The organism is Brevibacterium sp., from assembly GCF_031179145.1.
Taxonomy (GTDB): Bacteria; Actinomycetota; Actinomycetes; order Actinomycetales; family Brevibacteriaceae; genus Brevibacterium.
This window is the reverse complement of the sequence record NZ_JAPSIB010000012.1, coordinates 16,119-31,975: the sequence shown is the minus strand read 5'-3', so window position 1 is coordinate 31,975 and position 15,857 is coordinate 16,119. Positions and strand designations below refer to the sequence as shown.

Here is a 15,857-nt window from a genome sequence, read left to right as displayed (position 1 = left end):
CGAGGAAGTTCGTTACCGGATAAACGGACCGGTAACCTACCGACTTGTCCTAAGGAGGACACTTTTATGGCTAAGAACCGCAGTGAGCTCGTAGCAGAAGTTGCCGAGAAGTCGGGCCTGACCCAGAAGCAGGTCTCTGACGTTCTCGATGGTGTCTTCGATGTCTTCTCCGACGTCGTCGCCCAGGGCGAAAAGCTCACCATCCCCGGGTGGTTGGCAGTCGAGCGCACCGAACGCGCCGCTCGCAAGGGACGTAACCCGCAGACTGGTGAAGAGATCCAGATCAAGGCCGGCTACTCCGTGAAGCTGTCCGCCGGTTCCAAGCTCAAGGCTGCTGCCGGCAGTCCTGAGTGATCCTCGGCTGAGTCAAGTGTTGACGGAATGACCCGAACCGCATGGTTCGGGTCATTCCGTCTATTCAGCCGCCTGTCCGGCGTTGCGGCGCAGGTTCCGACAGCTCCGCTGCCCCACGCGGCCCCGGTGGCCCCAGCTATAAGGGGGGACCGACGCGGCGAAGTCGGGCATTGGGCGACCACTGGGACCGTTGGGCGACCACTGCGCCCATTGCGGTCACTCGCCGAGGCGGGTGCGAGATATCGGCCACGTCCGCCCCTGATGGTTGGCTGACACTCAGGGCCGAGAGCTACCCTGGAAGCATGGACGCAACGCGAACTTTCACGTCGAACTCAGTGAGCACAGTCGCGTGAGCTCTGTGTCCGTCGAACCGGTCACCCGGTTCGCCTCCCGTGCCGCCGTCCCGCTCGTCGTCCTCGCCGGGCTGATCGCCGGGACCGCCGCGATGCTCTACACCGGTGCCGCCGACGCAACGCTCCTCAACGACCCGGGTCCCTCCGTCCGCTTCGGGCTGCCGGCCGCGAAGTTCGTCTTCAATCTCGCGATGTCACTGACCCTCGGCGCCCTGATGTTCGCCCTCCTCATCCTTCCGCGCACTCAGGGACGCAAGGTCGGGAGAAAAGGCGGGCGCAGTGAGGAGGGCGACCCGGTGCCGGCGCCCCACCCGCTGTGGGAGAAGGCGCTGAAGATCGCCGAGGTGTCCTCCGTCGTCTGGACCGTATCCGCCGCTGCGGTCCTCGTCCTCACCTTCGCCGATACGGTCGGCGCGCAGGCGTACCTCGACTTCTCCGGCCAGCTCGGCGTCTTCCTCACACAGATCGCATTCGGTCAGCTGTGGGTCCTCATCGTCGGCCTCGTCGCCATCGCCTCGGTGATCTGCTTCGGCTCCCGCTCCTACCCGGGGATTGCACTGGCCGCCGTCCTCGGCGTCGGCGCCATGATCCCGTTGGCGCTGATGGGGCATTCCTCCGCCGCGTCCGGCCACACGCAGGCGGTCAACAGCATCGGCCTCCACCTCCTCGGCGTGACCGCGTGGCTGGGTGGTCTGTTCGTCATCGCCCTGCTCGGCGCAAAGCTCGCCCGCTCGGCCGAGCTGCCGGCCGTGATCGAACGGTACTCTTCCTTCGCGCTCTTCGCCTTCGCCCTCGTCGCCTTCTCCGGAGTCGTCAACGCCTCTCTGCGCGTCCACGACCTCGACGATCTCACCACCCCGTACGGGATGGTCATCCTCGCCAAGTCGTTCGCCACGATCCTGCTCGGTCTGATCGGGTTCTGGCACCGTCGCTTCGTCATCCGACGGCTCGCCGCGGCCGCCTCGGCGCGGGTTGAGTTCTGGCGTCTCATCGTCGTCGAGTTCGTCATCTTCGGCGCCACCATGGGGCTGGCTGTGGCCTTGTCCCGGTCCCAGCCGCCGGTGCCGCAGGAGCCGGTCGGCGATCCCACCCCGGCCCAGATCCTGACCGGAGAGCCTCTCCCGCCGCCACCGACCTTCGCCCGGTACTTCACGGAATGGTCGCTCGACCCGCTGTGGGTCGTGATCTCCGTGGGGCTGGCGATCGCGTATGTCGCAGGCTTCGTCCGCCTCCGCCGCCGAGGTGACTCCTGGTCGGTGCTGCGCCTGGTCAGCTGGCTGGTGGGCATGGTCCTCCTGTTCTACGTCACCTCGGGCGGGGCCCGGGTCTACGGCGAAGTCCAATTCTCCGCGCACATGATCCAGCACATGCTCCTGGTCATGGTGGTGCCGCTGCCGATGGTCCTCGGTGCCCCGATCACAATGCTCATGCGCGCCACCACCCCGCGCACCGACGGCTCGCGCGGAATCCGGGAGTGGGTTCTGTGGCTCGTCCACACTCCGTGGCTGCGATTCTTCGCCAACCCCATCGTGGCCAGCGTGAACTTCGCCGGATCCCTCATCGTCTTCTACTACTCGGGGATCATGTGGTACGCCCTCGACACGCACATCGGGCACGAACTGATGATTCTCCACTTCCTCGGGGCCGGGTACCTCTTCGGCCAGGCCCTCATCGGCATCGATCCCGGCGTCAAGCGCTACCCGTATCCGCTGCGGCTGCTCACGCTGCTCATCACGATGGCATTCCACGCGTTCTTCGGCATCTCGCTCATGAGCTCGGAGGTCCTCATCGAGGGCGACTGGTTCGGCAACATCGGTGCCGACTGGGGCTACACGGCGATCGAGGACCAGCAGGAGGGCGGTGCGATCGCCTGGGGCATCGGCGAGATCCCGACCCTGTTCGTGGCCATCATGGTCGCGATGCAGTGGGCGACGTCGTCGGACAGGGAGGCCAAACGCGTCGATCGCAGTGAGGCGCGCACCGACGACTCGGAGCTGCGGGCCTACAACGAGATGCTTCAGAAGATGGCCGCTCGCGACACCGAGACCCGCCGGTAGCCGCACCTCCTCGACACGACGCACCTGGGGACCGGTCGGGCGAGCCGCGGAAGGGCCCGTCGCGCTCACCCGGCACAGACAAGCACACCTGCTGTGCATGATTGCTCAGGAGGTTCTCGGATCGTTGGCGTCGAGATCGCCACAAACCTGGTGAGATGACGCAGACTGTTGTCTGGATCATATTCGCCGGGTCGCTCGGAACGAGCGGTGCTCCTCGTGACCGCATGGACGCGGACCGCGAGGTGTCCTCCCGGCAGTCGGTACGATCCGCCCTGACAATGACGTGGCGGATCGTGGAAACCAAGGAGAGTCATGAGTTCTTCGAACAGCGCCGAGAGGAAGTCGATCCGCTCGCAGCTGCGCAAGGTCGTCGTCGCCTCGATGGCCGGAACCGTCGTCGAGTGGTACGAGTTCTTCCTCTATGGGTCAGCCGCCACACTGGTGTTCAACTTCATTCTGTTCCCACCCTCGGACAACCCGCTGACGCCGATCCTGCTCGGCTTCGCCACCTATGCGGTCGGTTTCATCGCCCGTCCGGTCGGAGGCATCGTCTTCGGACACTTCGGGGACAAGTACGGGCGCAAGAAGCTGCTGCAGCTGTCCATCATCCTTGTCGGAGTGGCGACGTTCCTCATGGGCTGCCTGCCGACCTTCGACCAGATCGGATACCTCGCTCCGATCCTGCTCGTGCTGCTGCGCATTGTCCAGGGCTTCGCCGTCGGCGGAGAGTGGGGTGGCGCCGTCCTGCTCGTGGCCGAGCATTCCCCCGATAAGGAACGCGGATTCTGGTCCTCCTGGCCGCAGTCCGGAGTGCCGCTGGGCAACCTGCTGGCCACCGGCGTCCTGTTCCTCCTCACCTCGACTCTGAGCGAAGCGGACTTCCTCTCCTGGGGCTGGCGAGTGGCGTTCTGGCTCTCCGCAGTCATCGTGCTCATCGGCTATTACATCCGGACACGCGTCACCGATGCGCCGATCTTCGAACAGGCTCAGCTCGAGGTCGAAGAGGGCGTCGATTACGGTGTCAAGGCCGTGTTCAAGCGCTACCCGCGTGAGGTCTTCACCGCAATGGGTCTGCGATTCGTCGAGAACATCCACTACTACCTCGTCGTCACCTTCTCGATCACGTACCTGGCGGTGGCTGTCGGGATCACGTCGAGCGAGATCCTCGGTCTGCTGCTCGGCGCCCATGCCCTCCACGCGGTGCTGGTGCCGTTCGTCGGTGCCATGGGCGACAAAGTCGGGCGCAAGCTGCCCTACGGCATCGGCATCGTGCTCACCGCCTCGTGGGGCTTCTTCGCCTTCCCGATGTACGACACCGCGAACGGGCTGATGATCTTCCTCGCTCTGCTTCTCGGGCTCCTGTTCCACGCCTTCATGTATGCGGGCCAGCCGGCCATCATGGCGGAGATGTTCCCGACCCGGATGCGCAACTCCGGCGTGTCCACGGGCTACCAGGTGACGGCGATCGTGGCCGGCTCGTTCGCCCCGATCATCGCCACCGCGCTGCTCGACCGGTTCGATTCGTCCGTGCCGATCGCGATCTACCTGCTGATTGCGGCAGTGATCTCGATGGTCGCACTGGTGTTCACCCGAGAGACCAAGGGGATCGACCTCCACTCGCTCGATCAGGTCGACCGTGATCGCCGAGGCGTGGGCAGACCATGACCGCAGTACGCTCGGCAGGGAGTGACCCCGAACCGGACATGGAGGAGACAGATGACTGATCTGACCGGGAAGCGCGCTCTCGTCACCGGCGGCGCCTCAGGCCTGGGCAAGGCGATGTGCGAGGAATTCGCGAACGCGGGAGCCCACGTCATCGTCGCCGACGTCAACGCCGCCGACGCGACGGCCGTCGCCGAGGCCCTCGAGGGCGAGGCGTGGGGCGTCGACCTGACCGACACCTCGGCGCTGGAGAAGGTCAACCTCGACGTCGACATCCTCGTCAACAACGCCGGCATTCAGCGCATCCACCCCCTCATCGATTTCCCGCTCGAGGAGTGGCGCCTGATCAGCACTCTGATGCTCGAGGCGCCGTTCGTGCTGACGAAGTCGGCCCTGCCCGGCATGTACGAGAAGGGGTGGGGCCGGATCGTCAACGTCTCCTCCGTGCATGGGCTGCGCGCCTCGCCGCACAAATCGGCCTATGTCGCAGCCAAGCACGGGCTGATGGGACTGACGAAGACCACCGCGCTCGAAGCGGGTCCGCACGGGGTGACGTGCAATGCGATCAACCCCGGCTATGTGCTCACGCCGCTGGTCAAGGGCCAGATCGCGGAGCTTGCGAAGACGAACAGCATCAGTGAGGCCGAGGTGCTGGAGAAGGTGTTCCTCGGCCACTCGTCGGTCCCGAGGCTCGCCGAACCCGAGGACGTCGCACAACTCGCCCTGTTCCTCGTCAGCGATGCCGCCGCCGTGGTCAACGGCAGCGCGCACAGCATCGACGGAGGCTGGACCGCGGCCTAGGCGCGCTAGAGCGCCTCGAGGACGCTGCGCACACCGACATTGCGCAGCGCTTCGTGCCGGACCGAGGCCCAGTACGACACCGGCTTCGAGAACTGGTCGGGCAGCAGCTGGACGAGGCGGCTGTTGTGCCGGGCGAGGAAGTCCGGCAGGATCCCGATCCCCACCGAATTCGAGGTCGCGAGGACATGGGCGTGCACCGAGGTGGACCGGAAGAAGCCCGCACCGCGCGGCAGAGCTTCGGCCGCCTCGTCGAGGTCGTCGACGTGCAGGGAGTGCTCGATGTAGTAGATGAGCCGGTGACCTGCCAGGTCCTCGAGGCTCGTCGGCATCGAGTGGGCGTCAATGTACTCCTGCGAGGCGTAGAGCTGGAGCCGGTAGTCGCGGAGGTGCTTGGCGACGCTGCGCGGGGCGTCGGGCTTCCCGACGACGACCTCGATGTCGACCCCCGACCGATACTGCCGGGCGCGCTGCGTCACCGTCAGCAGCTCGACCTGCAGGCGCGGATGCCGGGACTGCAGCCGCGTCAGCGCAGGGACGGCGTACTCGAGGGCGAATGCCTGCGGGCAGGCCAGGCGGATGGTTCCCGACAGCGCGGCACTCCCGCGGTTGCCGATGCGCCCCAGGGCAGCTTCGATGTCCTCCGCCACGGGCAGGAGTTCGCGCCCGGCCGCGCTCAGCTCCCACCCGTCGGGGGAGGCGACGAGGAGCCTCTCGCCGTAGGCTTTCTCGAGCGCGGAGATGCGCCGCGACACCGTTGTGTGGTTGAGGCCGAGGCTGTGAGCGGCGGCGGTGAACTTCCCCAACCTCGCGACGGCGAGCAGGGTGAGCAGATCCTCGGGAGAGATCTGCGAACGGGAACCACCTGGTGCATGTGAGGGCATGGTGTTCCCATTTTATCTGCATCGACGCACATATTCGGTGCAGAAGAGATGCTCGTCGTCCCGCCGGCGTTCGCGCATGCCTGGCGTAATGTGAAGAGGAACACGACAATCCCCGATGCAAGGAGGCATAACATGTCGACGATTGGATGGATCGGCCTCGGCAACATGGGCCGGCCGATGACTGCGAACCTGGTCGAAGCCGGACACACTGTCCAGGGCTTCGACGTCGTGACCGAAGCGGTCGCCGCGGCTGCCGAACATGGCGTGAAAGCAGTGGATTCCCTCGCCGAGGCGGTCGCCGGCACCGATATCGTCTTCACGATGCTGCCCAAGGGTGAGCATGCCCGCGCCGTCTACCTCGGCGACGACGGGGTCCTGGCTCACGCTGATACGAAGACCCTGCTCGTCGACTCCTCGACGATCGACTTCGACTCCGCCCGCGTCCTCCACGAGGAAGCGGCGAAGGCCGGGTTCCGGTTCGTCGACGGCCCGGTCTCCGGTGGCGTCACCGGCGCCGAGGCTGGAACGCTGACCTTCATGCTCGGCGGCAGCGACGAGGACGTCGCCGAGGCGAGACCCTTCATCGAGCCGATGGCCGGCAACATCTTCCACGCCGGTGGAGAAGCCGCCGGCCAGGCAGCGAAGATCGTCAACAACATGATGCTCGCGATCAGCCTCGAAGGCGTCGTCGAAGGCGCTGTGCTCGCGCGGCGCTTCGGGCTCGACCCGAAGACCTTCTACGACATCGCCAAGGTCTCCTCCGGTGACTCGTGGCCGCTGCGGACCTGGTACCCGGTTCCGGGCGTGACCGAGACTTCGGCGTCGAACAACGGCTTCGCGCCCGGTTTCGCCGCAGCTCTCATGCACAAGGATGTGGGGCTCGCGCTCGCCGGAGGCGAATCCCAGGGTGTCGACCTGCCTGCGGCCGAGCTCGTCTACGCCCAGCTGCAGAAGCTCCTCGACGACGACCTCGCCGGTCTCGACACCACCGCGCTCATCCGCAACATCGACCCCAATGCCGAGGGCCTGCCGAACTGATCCGCATGAGCCTCGAGAGGACCGGCCGCAGCCAGATTCCTCGAGCGGACCGCTTACCCTCGACAGTCCCGGCTGAAGCCTCAGCCCTCGAGGGTCCGCGGTCCGCTCGATTCTCGAAACCGTGCTGTGGGCGGAAAGCGGTCCGCTCGCCATTGACAGCCGGGCCGAGCGTTTCGCTGAATCCACGCGACGGCCATGGGAAAATGGGCCCATGAACTCAGTCGATCCCACCCCTGCCTCTGGACACACCTCCGAACCGACGCCGTCCCCCTCCGGCGAGACCCCTGCGTCTCTTCCCTCCGAGGAGGCGAACTCCATCCGGAGCAATCTCGACGATGTGGCCTCCCGAGCAGCGGCTGCCGCCGAGGCGAGCGGACGCCGGGCTGCCGAAGTGGCAATCATGCTGGCGACCAAGACCCAGCCACCGGAGAAGATCCGGGTCGCACTGGAACACGGGTTCACCCTCATCGGAGAGAACAAGGTGCAGGAACTCGTCGGCAAGGCCGATGCGCTCGCCGACATCCCCCATCAGGCACATCTCATCGGACCGCTGCAGAAGAACAAGGTCAACCACACTCTGCGCCATGCCGACTGCATCCAGTCCGTCGACAGCCTCGAACTCGCGCGCAAGATCAGCAATCGCCTTGACGTCCTCGACCAGACCTGCGACATCTTCGTCCAGGTCAACACCTCACGCGAGGAATCGAAATTCGGAGTCGCTCCCGAGAACGCGGAGGAGCTCGTCGCCGCTGTTCGCGAGTTCCCGCGCCTGCGGCTGCGCGGCCTGATGACGATCGGTCTGCCCGGGCAGACGCCCGAGGAGATCCGTCCCAGCTACTCGGATCTGCGAGAGCTCAGCGTCCGCCTCATCGACGCAGGGGTCCTGCCCGCCGAGGCGACCGAGCTGTCGATGGGCATGAGCAATGACTTCGAGCTGGCGATCGAGGAGGGCGCGACGATGGTCCGCGTCGGCTCCAGCGTCTTCGGAGCCCGCCCGACCCAATGAGCGGCACCCGCGAGCAGCCACTCGAAGAGTCCCTCGATGACGCCGCGGATGCGCGGGTCCGCGCGGATCTGAGACACTGGAGCCATGACCTCGAGCCCGCAGACCTCCACTGCTCCCACTGACTCCAAGCACGTCAAAGTGCGTGCCCCGGAACTCATCGGTCGCCGCTGGATGAACTCCGGCGGCAAGGACCTGAGCCTGGCCGATCTGCGAGGGAAGGTCGTGCTGCTCGACTTCTGGACCTTCTGCTGCATCAACTGCCTCCACGTCCTCGACGAGCTGCGTCCGCTCGAGGAGAAGTACAGGCAGGAGCTTGTCATCATCGGCGTCCATTCGCCGAAGTTCGAGTTCGAACGCACCGTCGAAGCCGTCGACCAGGCGGTGGAGCGCTACCAGGTCGAGCACCTCGTCCTCGACGATCCGGACCTCGTCACCTGGCAGGCCTACACCGCTCGCGCCTGGCCCACCCTTGCGGTCATCGACCCGGAAGGCTACCTTGTCGCGACCCTGTCCGGGGAAGGACATGGCGCCGGGCTCGGCGAGATCATCGAGAGGCTCATCGACGAGCACTCCGCGAAGGGCACTCTGCATTCCGGCGACGGGCCTTATGTGCCGCCGCCGGCTCCGGAGACCGACCTCTTCTACCCCGGCAAGGCCACCCGCCTGCCCTCGGGCAACCTCCTCGTCGCCGACTCCGGGCACCACAGCCTCGTCGAATACGACCCCAGCGGCCTGACCATCATCCGCCGCATCGGCACCGGAGAGCGCGGAGCGGCGGACGGCGACTTCACCTCGGCGAGCTTCAGCGAACCAGGCGGGATCACCGTGCTGCCCGAGGACATCGCCGCCCAGGTCGGCTACCACCTCGTCGTGGCCGACACCGTCAACCATGTCCTGCGCGGCATCGACCTCGACTCCGAGACCGTGACGACGATCGCCGGCACCGGCGAGCAGCACATGGTCGGAGCCATCGACAACGTCCGCGGCACTCACGGATCGCTCGGCCGCTACCACGGTCCCGCGCTCGACGTGAAGCTGTCCTCGCCGTGGGACGTCCTCTTCGTGCCGTCCACCTCCGAGGTGGTCGTCGCCATGGCCGGCAACCACACCATCTGGTCCTTCGACCCGACCGCCGGAGCGATCCGCCTGCTCGCGGGCACCATGAACGAGGGCCTGCTCGACGGCGACGCCGAGACCGCGTGGTTCGCGCAGTCCTCGGGACTTGACCTCGGCCCTGACGGTGATGTGCTCATCGCCGACTCCGAAACGTCTGCCGTCCGCCGCCTCGACCCGGGCACGGGCGCGGTGTCGACTCTGGTGGGCGAGGGCCTCTTCGACTTCGGCTTCCGCGACGGTCCCGCTGATGAGGCCCGGCTGCAGCACCCGCTCGGCGTGCGCACCCTCCCCGACGGGTCGATCGCGATCGCCGACACCTACAACGGAGCGATCCGCCGTTACGACCCCACGACCAATGAGGTGTCCACGCTGGCCAGAGGCCTGCGCGAACCCTCGGACATCCTCGTCGTCGACTCCGCCGAGGCGAACGGCAGTGCGCACAGGAGCACCGCCGGGGCGGACGGCAGTGTGGGCGAAAGCACCGGCGAGGCGGAGCTGCTCGTCGTCGAGTCGGCCGCACACGCACTGACTCGCGTCAAGCTGCCGAAGGACGCGCAGCGCGTCGACGAGGGTGCGCTGACCACCAAACGGCCCACCACCGAGGTCGCACCCGGACCGGTGTCGATCTCCGTGGGCTTCACGGTCCCGGCGGGTCAGAAGCTCGACGATCGGTGGGGAGACCCGACCTTCCTGCAGGTGTCGTCCACCCCGCCCGAGCTCATCGTCTCCGGCAACGGGGGAGCCGAGGGTCTCGAGCGCGACCTCGTCCTCAATCCCGACTGCCCCTCCGGAGTCCTCCATGTCACTGCTCGCGCGGCGGCCTGCGACGGAGAGCCCGGGGGAGAGATCCCGCTCCACGCCGCCTGCCACCTCTACCAGCAGGACTGGGGGATCCCGGTCGATCTCGTCGAGTCGGCCCCGAACGAGCTCAGCCTCGACCTCCGCGGCGCCTGACCCGCGCTGAATTCCACGGAGGGCGGCGCGAACCCTACATCACGGTGACGTCACCGAGGCGGCGCGGCTCATAGCGCACCTCAGAGGACCGAACGACCACGGATCCGCCGAGCACGAACGACAGGCGCTCGTCGAAGTCGTGCTCGGCAGCGGTGACGATGTCGCGGTAGCGGCCCTGGATGCGCACCTCGACGGTGGCAGGGGTGAGCTCGAGGTCATTGCCCTCGGCTGTCAGGGAGACCTCCGGTTCACGTTCGAGGCTCCACTTCACCTCGCCGAGGATCTCGTTGTCGGTCTCATAGCCGAACACGCATCCGGGCGGTTGGAGAGTCCTCGCCCGCACGCATTCCTGCATATGCTCCTTGACCTGCTCCGACACCGCCTCCTGCAGCTGTTTCGTGGGCTCCGGCGACAATCTGATCGTGGAGGAGTCGCCCGGGGCAGTGACTTCGACCCGCTCGGTCTTCGACTTGAGATAGGTGCCGTCCGAGCCGACCAGGTAGGTGGCGGGGAACAGCACCGGAACCTTCCCGGCAGAGACGCTGTATCCGTTGACGGTCGCCGTCGACGACCCCGAGACCTCGAGTCCGAGCATCGGCCAGGCCTCCTGCTCGATCGCCCACCGATCGAACAGCCCGGCGGCCGGCGGGAGCTTCACCATCGAGAGCTCGACCGTCTGCGGACGGGAGCCGAGCACGTAGCTGAGCTCGACCTTCGCACGATCACCAGAGGTGGAGATCGTTTCGGCCTCGGCGTCGCGAGGCAGGTCCGGAGCCGCGGCGAGCACATCGTCGCCCAGCGCCATCGTCGCGGTGGGGGTGGGGCTGGACAGGTAGGAGAAGGCGCGTTCCGCATCACCGCGGGCAATCGCCGCCACATAGGCCTCGGCGGCACGGGCAGGGGTGTAGACGGCGACGTTGAGGAGGGGAACCGCGGCCACCGTGAGCACGATGACCACCAGGGCGGCGACCAGAAGATTTCGTGCTGTTCGCATTGCCTCTCCTGCTTCGACCGGGTTCAAGAGCCTTCAGTTTAATCGAACTGCTCCACCGAGTACGCCTGCAGGCCGCTGGTGTCGACTTCGACGAAGACGTGCGTGCCCACCTTGACGTTCGTGCGCAGCTCGCTGATCGAGGCGCCGAGGCCCGGGTGCAGGACCCCGAAGCCGCGGCCGTCAGCGGGCTCGAGGTGCAGGCGGCCGGCGGAGTCGCGGACGCCCGCGAGGTCGGCCAGGTCGACGGTGAGCGGCAGTCCCATCTCGGTGTCGACGGGGGAGAGCTTGGCCTGGATGCAGGACCCGCGGTCCCGCAGCCCGACGACGATGGCCTCGAACACCGTCGCCGAGGTGAACGCCGGGTCGCGTTCGTCCAGCGACAGCAGGGCGCTGCGGAACCCGAGGGTGACGAAGACCTTGCCGTCGAGCTCGGTGCGGGCACGCACTGCCGAATGACCGATCGAGACCCAGCCCTTCCGGGCGAGTCCCGAATAGATGTTGACGCCGCTGAGCTCGGCGGGCAGGGCTCCGCGCGGTTCGGCGATGATCTGCTCGAGACTGCCGAACGCGACCAGCTGGCCCTTCTCGATGTCGGCGACGCCCGCCTCGGCGACGGTGAAGTCGGTGAGTGTTGTCGAGCTGAACACGATCCCGCGACCGGTTTCGGCGGCGCGCTCCGCGAGCCGGGCGCGCAGCCCGGTGCGGATGTGTCCGGGCACCGAGGCGAAGGGGTCGACGAAGGTCAGCCACTGCGCTCCGGTCGCCCACGCGACGGCCAGACGCAGCCGGGCGGCATCTCCGGGTCCGAGCTCGCCGAGGCGGGCGTCCAGCAGTGCGGGAGAGACTCCGAAGTCCGAATACGCCGCCGCCGATGCCGCCTCCCCAGATCCGGCATCGGCACGGCGGAGATATTCCTTCACCCATCTGCGCACACGCTTCCGACCGGCACGGATGCCGGTCGGAAGCTGGGGTGCGGGTGCGACGTCGGACAGGGCTGCCACGGAGGCGATCACCTCGGCGGTGTCCTCCGGGCTGCCCATGAGACCGAGCACTGTGCCGGCTCGGAGGCGACCGAGATCGATCCGGCGTCCGTCGAGGCTCAGCCCCGACAGTGACAGTTCATCGTTCACTCAGACGTCGCTCAGAACTCCGCAGGGTCGTCGGCGGCGCGAGTCCGGCGACGAGTGATGACGACTGCGGCGGCACCCACGACGAGGAGACCGACGCCGAGCGCCAGCCCCGTCATCTCGGCACCGGTGCGAGGCAGATCGTTGCCGGTGTCCTCCGACACCGAGGTGCCGTTGGTGACGACCGTGAAGCTGCCGCCCTGCGGCTTGTCGAAGCTCTTCGCCTGTGCGCGGACATTGTACGTGCCGAGCACGGACTTGACCTTCGCCTGCACCCCGAAGGTCGCTTTGCCCTCCGAGTCGGCGGTCTTCGTCATCGTGTACCGGTCGACCTTGCCCTGGGCGTGCTCGACCACGACCGTGATCTCCTCGCCGGGTTCGGCGCCCGTGATTCCGAGCTTGACGCCCTTGTTGAGGAAGTTCTCGGAACTGATCTCGGTCGGCTCGATGATGAGCGCTGCCTGGGCCGCGACGGCCTGGGGGGCGTCCTTCTCGGTGCCGGGGCTGGGAGCCGCCTCGGCGGTGTCCTCGTTCGCGGGCGCCGGCTGCGATGGAGCAGCTTCGTCCTTCTTCGACTCGTCCTTCTTCGGTGCAGGCGCGGTCGTCTCCGCCGGCTGCTCGGACTTCTCCGGCGCCTCGCTCTCAGCCGGCTTCTCAGCGGGAGCAGAGGTCTCCGGCTTCTCAGCGGGAGCGGGTGCCTGGGGCGACTCCGTCTTCTTCGGGGCTTCGGTCGTCGGAGCCGGCTGGGCCAGATCCTTCTTGGACTCCTCGGTCTCCGTGGGCTTGGGCTCGGGAGCGCTCGTCGACGGCGCAGGGGCCGGCGCCGAAGGTGCGGTCTCCGTGGGCTTCGGCTCCGCGGTCTTCGAGGGGCTCGGAGCAGTCGTCGACGGCGCCGGTTCGGCCGTCTTCGACGGTGTCTCGGCTGGGGTCGTCGAGGGAGCCGGACCGACAGGGCGTTCGCAGTCGGGGGCCTTGGCGGCATCCTTGTCGGATTCCTTGGCCACGACTTCGAACGTCACCTTCGAGGAGACCTTCTCCGTCTTCTGGTCGGTGAGGAAGAGCGTGTAAGTGCCGAGCGGCACCTGCGCGCCCTCCGTGGTGGAGAAGAAGTAGGTGCCCGACACCTTGCCCTTCTCGTCGACGGTCAGCTTGGTCTCAGGTGTGTACTTGGTGCCGTCGGTGCCGACGACCGTCACGGTGGCCTTGTCATCGGCGGTGAAACCAGTGCCGAAGAACCCGATGCCCTTCTTCTTGTCCGCGATCTCAGCGCGAGTCACCTGCGCTGCGGCGAGAGTCGCCTGCGGATCTGAGCTGGCGGGAACCGAGCCATCGGTTTCGGAGTCGCTGGAGGACTGCGCGTCGTTGAACGCACAGTACTGTCCCGGCGGCAGCGTCGGAGCTGACGTGGCGAACGCCGGGGCGGCCGCGAGACCTGTCATTGCAACGGCTACTGCGGGGGCAAGCACAAGACGCGAGGTCTTCACAGTATTGCCTTTCGGTTGTTGTCAACCCACGAAAGGCGATGGAACTCCCGGCATTCCTTGGCTTAAGAAGAGGAAGGCACCATCGTGCGCGGGTTCGTACAGCACCCAACTCTAAGGCATTCACCCCGGGCTGTCTGGAGACACACGGGAGGAATCCAGCAAATAGCCCAACTATCGTTATCATTCTGTAACCAAATACCGGCGTGTCGGTCTCGTTCGACTTCAGTTCTCGCCCGTTCGACTCCGGGTTCCACGATTATCGACCGCGCGGGGTGGAGCTCGTGCACAGGTGCCCCGGAGCCGACTACCATCGGTTAGGTGACTCTGCTTTCCGATCGCGACATCCGCGCCGAGCTCGACTCCGGACGCATCGTCCTCGACCCCTATGATCCTTCGCTGATCCAGCCTGCGAGCGTCGACGTCTGCCTCGACCGGTACTTCCGGCTGTTCGACAACCACAAGTACCCGGTCATCGACCCCTCCCTCGAACAGCCGGAGCTGACTCGCTTCGTCGAGGTCGACCCCAGTGAGCCCTTCGTGCTCCACCCGGGAGAGTTCGTGCTCGCCTCCACCCATGAGCTCGTCACCCTGCCCGACGACGTCGCCGCCCGCCTGGAGGGGAAGTCGTCGCTCGGGCGCCTCGGCCTGCTCACCCACTCCACGGCCGGCTTCATCGACCCGGGCTTCACTGGGCATGTGACGCTGGAGCTGTCGAACGTCGCGACCCTGCCGATCACCCTGTGGCCGGGGATGAAGATCGGGCAGCTGTGCTTCTTCCGGCTCTCCTCCGCCGCTCTCAACCCGTACGGCTCCCAGCCGACCGGAAACCGCTATCAGGGCCAGCGCGGTCCGACCGCGTCCCGCTCGCACCTCAGCTTCTACCGGAGGGACATGTGATCTCCCGCCGCGAACTGCGTCTGCAGCGCGAAGCGGCCGAACGGGCGGCCGCGGCCGCTTCGGCCGGGCGGCCCGCGGACACCCCCGCCTCGGCGGATCTGCGCGACTTCCATCTCCTCGTCCTCGACGCAGGCGTGGAGGTCTCCGATGTGCTGGCGCTCGTCCACAACAAGCTGCCCGACCTCCCGCCGCGCCCCGACGAGAACGGCCACCTGCGGTTGAGCCGGCACTCGCGGCTGAGCGGAGGAGTCGAACTCGACTCGGCGACGAAGGCGGCTCTCGAGCTGCCGGACTGGGCGCAGCGGGTCATCGCCCTCGACTGCCCCCGGGACCGTGAGCCCGCGCCGCCGCCGGAGTGGTTCGTCGACGCTGACGGTCTGCACGAGGCGTTCCCGGCGGGACTGCCCGACCGGGAGGAGGAGCGGACGCTGAGCCTCCTGCTGTCGATCGCCTCCCGTCTCCACACCGCTGTGCGCCTGGCCGACGAACCCGAACTGCCGGCCCGGATCATCGTTCCCGACCCCGAGGCGAAGGTCGACCTCTACATCTACTCCCAGTACTGGCTCGACCCCGAGGTCGCGCTCTCGCTCGTGCGCAGGCACGCGCCCCAGGCGTTCCGTCCCGCCGCGCCGACCCCGGACGAGGCCGTCCTCGCCCAGGCCAGCCTCGACGACCCCCTCTTCGACGCGAATGCGCCGGTGATCCTCGACGGCTATTCGCTCATCGTTCCGCTCGGCGAGATCGACGAGGCGGCCGGATCGATCGAAGTCCGGGTGACGGAGGCCGAGTGGACGCCGCCCATCATCAACACCCATACCAGCGAACCTCAGATCGAGTACCACGTGCACTGGATGGACACGGAGAACCAGCGTTATCAGCCCGGCCACAGCCGCCGCTTCCGGCGGATGCGCCGAGTGGTCGCCAACCTCGTCGACGACATCGGCGCCGAACTCCTCACCCGGTGCAGCGGAGTGGGACTCGACGAGAACGGCTTCCTCGTCACCAGCAGCCAGCTGCGCGGTTGAGCGCGGCGGGACTCCCACCGCGTGCCTCCTCGTTGATTGGGACATCGACATTCGTCCATGAGAAAATCTGACAGAGCTCATTCCTGGATCAATGACGGAGGTGTCCGC

At 67.0% G+C, this 15,857-nt stretch carries 13 protein-coding genes; 9 read left to right on the top strand and 4 right to left on the bottom strand.

What is annotated here, in order from left to right; genetic code table 11:
- Nucleotides 1-66 precede the first annotated feature (66 nt).
- The 4 genes from RIT73_RS10170 to RIT73_RS10155 all read left to right on the top strand — a co-directional run bounded on the left by RIT73_RS10170 (nt 67) and on the right by RIT73_RS10155 (nt 5,227).
- Nucleotides 67-354 (top strand): HU family DNA-binding protein, encoded by a 288-nt coding sequence (locus RIT73_RS10170; RefSeq protein ID WP_113903018.1) that lies wholly within the window; start codon nt 67-69, stop codon nt 352-354.
- Nucleotides 355-703: 349 nt separating this feature from the next.
- A complete protein-coding gene (locus tag RIT73_RS10165) occupies nt 704-2,764 on the top strand; it encodes a cytochrome c oxidase assembly protein (protein WP_309131958.1) in 2,061 nt (686 codons plus the stop codon).
- 312 nt (nt 2,765-3,076) lie between these two features.
- Nucleotides 3,077-4,429: an MFS transporter gene (locus RIT73_RS10160; protein WP_309131957.1), complete on the top strand. Its 1,353-nt coding sequence runs from the start codon at nt 3,077-3,079 to the stop codon at nt 4,427-4,429.
- Between the two features lie 51 nt (nt 4,430-4,480).
- Nucleotides 4,481-5,227: a 3-hydroxybutyrate dehydrogenase gene (locus RIT73_RS10155; protein WP_309131956.1), complete on the top strand. Its 747-nt coding sequence runs from the start codon at nt 4,481-4,483 to the stop codon at nt 5,225-5,227.
- A gap of 5 nt (nt 5,228-5,232) precedes the next feature.
- On the opposite strand, the gene RIT73_RS10150 is transcribed toward RIT73_RS10155, so the two are convergent.
- Nucleotides 5,233-6,108, bottom strand: a complete 876-nt coding sequence (locus tag RIT73_RS10150) for a LysR family transcriptional regulator (protein ID WP_309131955.1) — start codon at nt 6,106-6,108, stop codon at nt 5,233-5,235.
- Nucleotides 6,109-6,240: 132 nt separating this feature from the next.
- Here RIT73_RS10150 and mmsB point away from each other — a divergent pair, with 132 nt between their 5' ends.
- From mmsB to RIT73_RS10135, 3 genes are all read left to right on the top strand, one after another.
- The gene (gene mmsB / locus RIT73_RS10145) at nt 6,241-7,146 is read left to right on the top strand and encodes a 3-hydroxyisobutyrate dehydrogenase (RefSeq protein ID WP_375294994.1); all 906 of its coding nucleotides are present in this window, start codon (nt 6,241-6,243) and stop codon (nt 7,144-7,146) included.
- A 211-nt stretch (nt 7,147-7,357) separates the two neighbouring features.
- Nucleotides 7,358-8,152, top strand: a complete 795-nt coding sequence (locus tag RIT73_RS10140) for a YggS family pyridoxal phosphate-dependent enzyme (RefSeq protein WP_309131953.1) — start codon at nt 7,358-7,360, stop codon at nt 8,150-8,152.
- Between the two features lie 84 nt (nt 8,153-8,236).
- A complete protein-coding gene (locus RIT73_RS10135) occupies nt 8,237-10,222 on the top strand; it encodes an NHL domain-containing thioredoxin family protein (protein ID WP_309131952.1) in 1,986 nt (661 codons plus the stop codon).
- A gap of 34 nt (nt 10,223-10,256) precedes the next feature.
- Here RIT73_RS10135 and RIT73_RS10130 read toward each other — a convergent pair whose 3' ends face one another.
- Genes RIT73_RS10130 through RIT73_RS10120 form a run of 3 tightly spaced genes read right to left on the bottom strand, consistent with a single transcriptional unit; the run spans nt 10,257 to nt 13,782 of the window.
- Entirely contained in the window at nt 10,257-11,216 is a 960-nt protein-coding gene (locus tag RIT73_RS10130) for a hypothetical protein (protein ID WP_309131951.1), read from the bottom strand.
- A 38-nt stretch (nt 11,217-11,254) separates the two neighbouring features.
- Nucleotides 11,255-12,346 carry an ABC transporter gene (locus tag RIT73_RS10125; RefSeq protein WP_309131950.1) on the bottom strand — a complete coding sequence of 364 codons (1,092 nt, stop codon included), beginning with the start codon at nt 12,344-12,346 and terminating at the stop codon, nt 11,255-11,257.
- Between the two features lie 11 nt (nt 12,347-12,357).
- Complete coding sequence (locus tag RIT73_RS10120) at nt 12,358-13,782, bottom strand: LPXTG cell wall anchor domain-containing protein (protein ID WP_309131949.1); 1,425 nt, start codon at nt 13,780-13,782, stop codon at nt 12,358-12,360.
- A gap of 363 nt (nt 13,783-14,145) precedes the next feature.
- Here RIT73_RS10120 and dcd point away from each other — a divergent pair, with 363 nt between their 5' ends.
- Together dcd and RIT73_RS10110 are read left to right on the top strand one after the other, a co-directional pair.
- On the top strand, nt 14,146-14,724 hold the full coding sequence (gene dcd / locus RIT73_RS10115; RefSeq protein WP_309131948.1) for a dCTP deaminase: 579 nt from the start codon (nt 14,146-14,148) through the stop codon (nt 14,722-14,724).
- Entirely contained in the window at nt 14,721-15,749 is a 1,029-nt protein-coding gene (locus RIT73_RS10110) for a hypothetical protein (protein WP_309131947.1), read from the top strand. Before dcd ends, RIT73_RS10110 begins: the two co-directional genes overlap by 4 nt.
- Nucleotides 15,750-15,857 lie beyond the last annotated feature (108 nt).

Bases quoted from the DNA above. Each gene is read 5' to 3' on its own strand.
- RIT73_RS10170 (WP_113903018.1), top strand. From the start codon at position 67: ATGGCTAAGAACCGCAGTGAGCTCGTAGCAGAAGTTGCCGAGAAGTCG.
- RIT73_RS10160 (WP_309131957.1), top strand. From the start codon at position 3,077: ATGAGTTCTTCGAACAGCGCCGAGAGGAAGTCGATCCGCTCGCAGCTG.
- RIT73_RS10155 (WP_309131956.1), top strand. From the start codon at position 4,481: ATGACTGATCTGACCGGGAAGCGCGCTCTCGTCACCGGCGGCGCCTCA.
- RIT73_RS10150 (WP_309131955.1), bottom strand. From the start codon at position 6,108: ATGCCCTCACATGCACCAGGTGGTTCCCGTTCGCAGATCTCTCCCGAG.
- mmsB (WP_375294994.1), top strand. From the start codon at position 6,241: ATGTCGACGATTGGATGGATCGGCCTCGGCAACATGGGCCGGCCGATG.
- RIT73_RS10140 (WP_309131953.1), top strand. From the start codon at position 7,358: ATGAACTCAGTCGATCCCACCCCTGCCTCTGGACACACCTCCGAACCG.
- RIT73_RS10135 (WP_309131952.1), top strand. From the start codon at position 8,237: ATGACCTCGAGCCCGCAGACCTCCACTGCTCCCACTGACTCCAAGCAC.
- RIT73_RS10130 (WP_309131951.1), bottom strand. From the start codon at position 11,216: ATGCGAACAGCACGAAATCTTCTGGTCGCCGCCCTGGTGGTCATCGTG.
- RIT73_RS10120 (WP_309131949.1), bottom strand. From the start codon at position 13,782: ATGACAGGTCTCGCGGCCGCCCCGGCGTTCGCCACGTCAGCTCCGACG.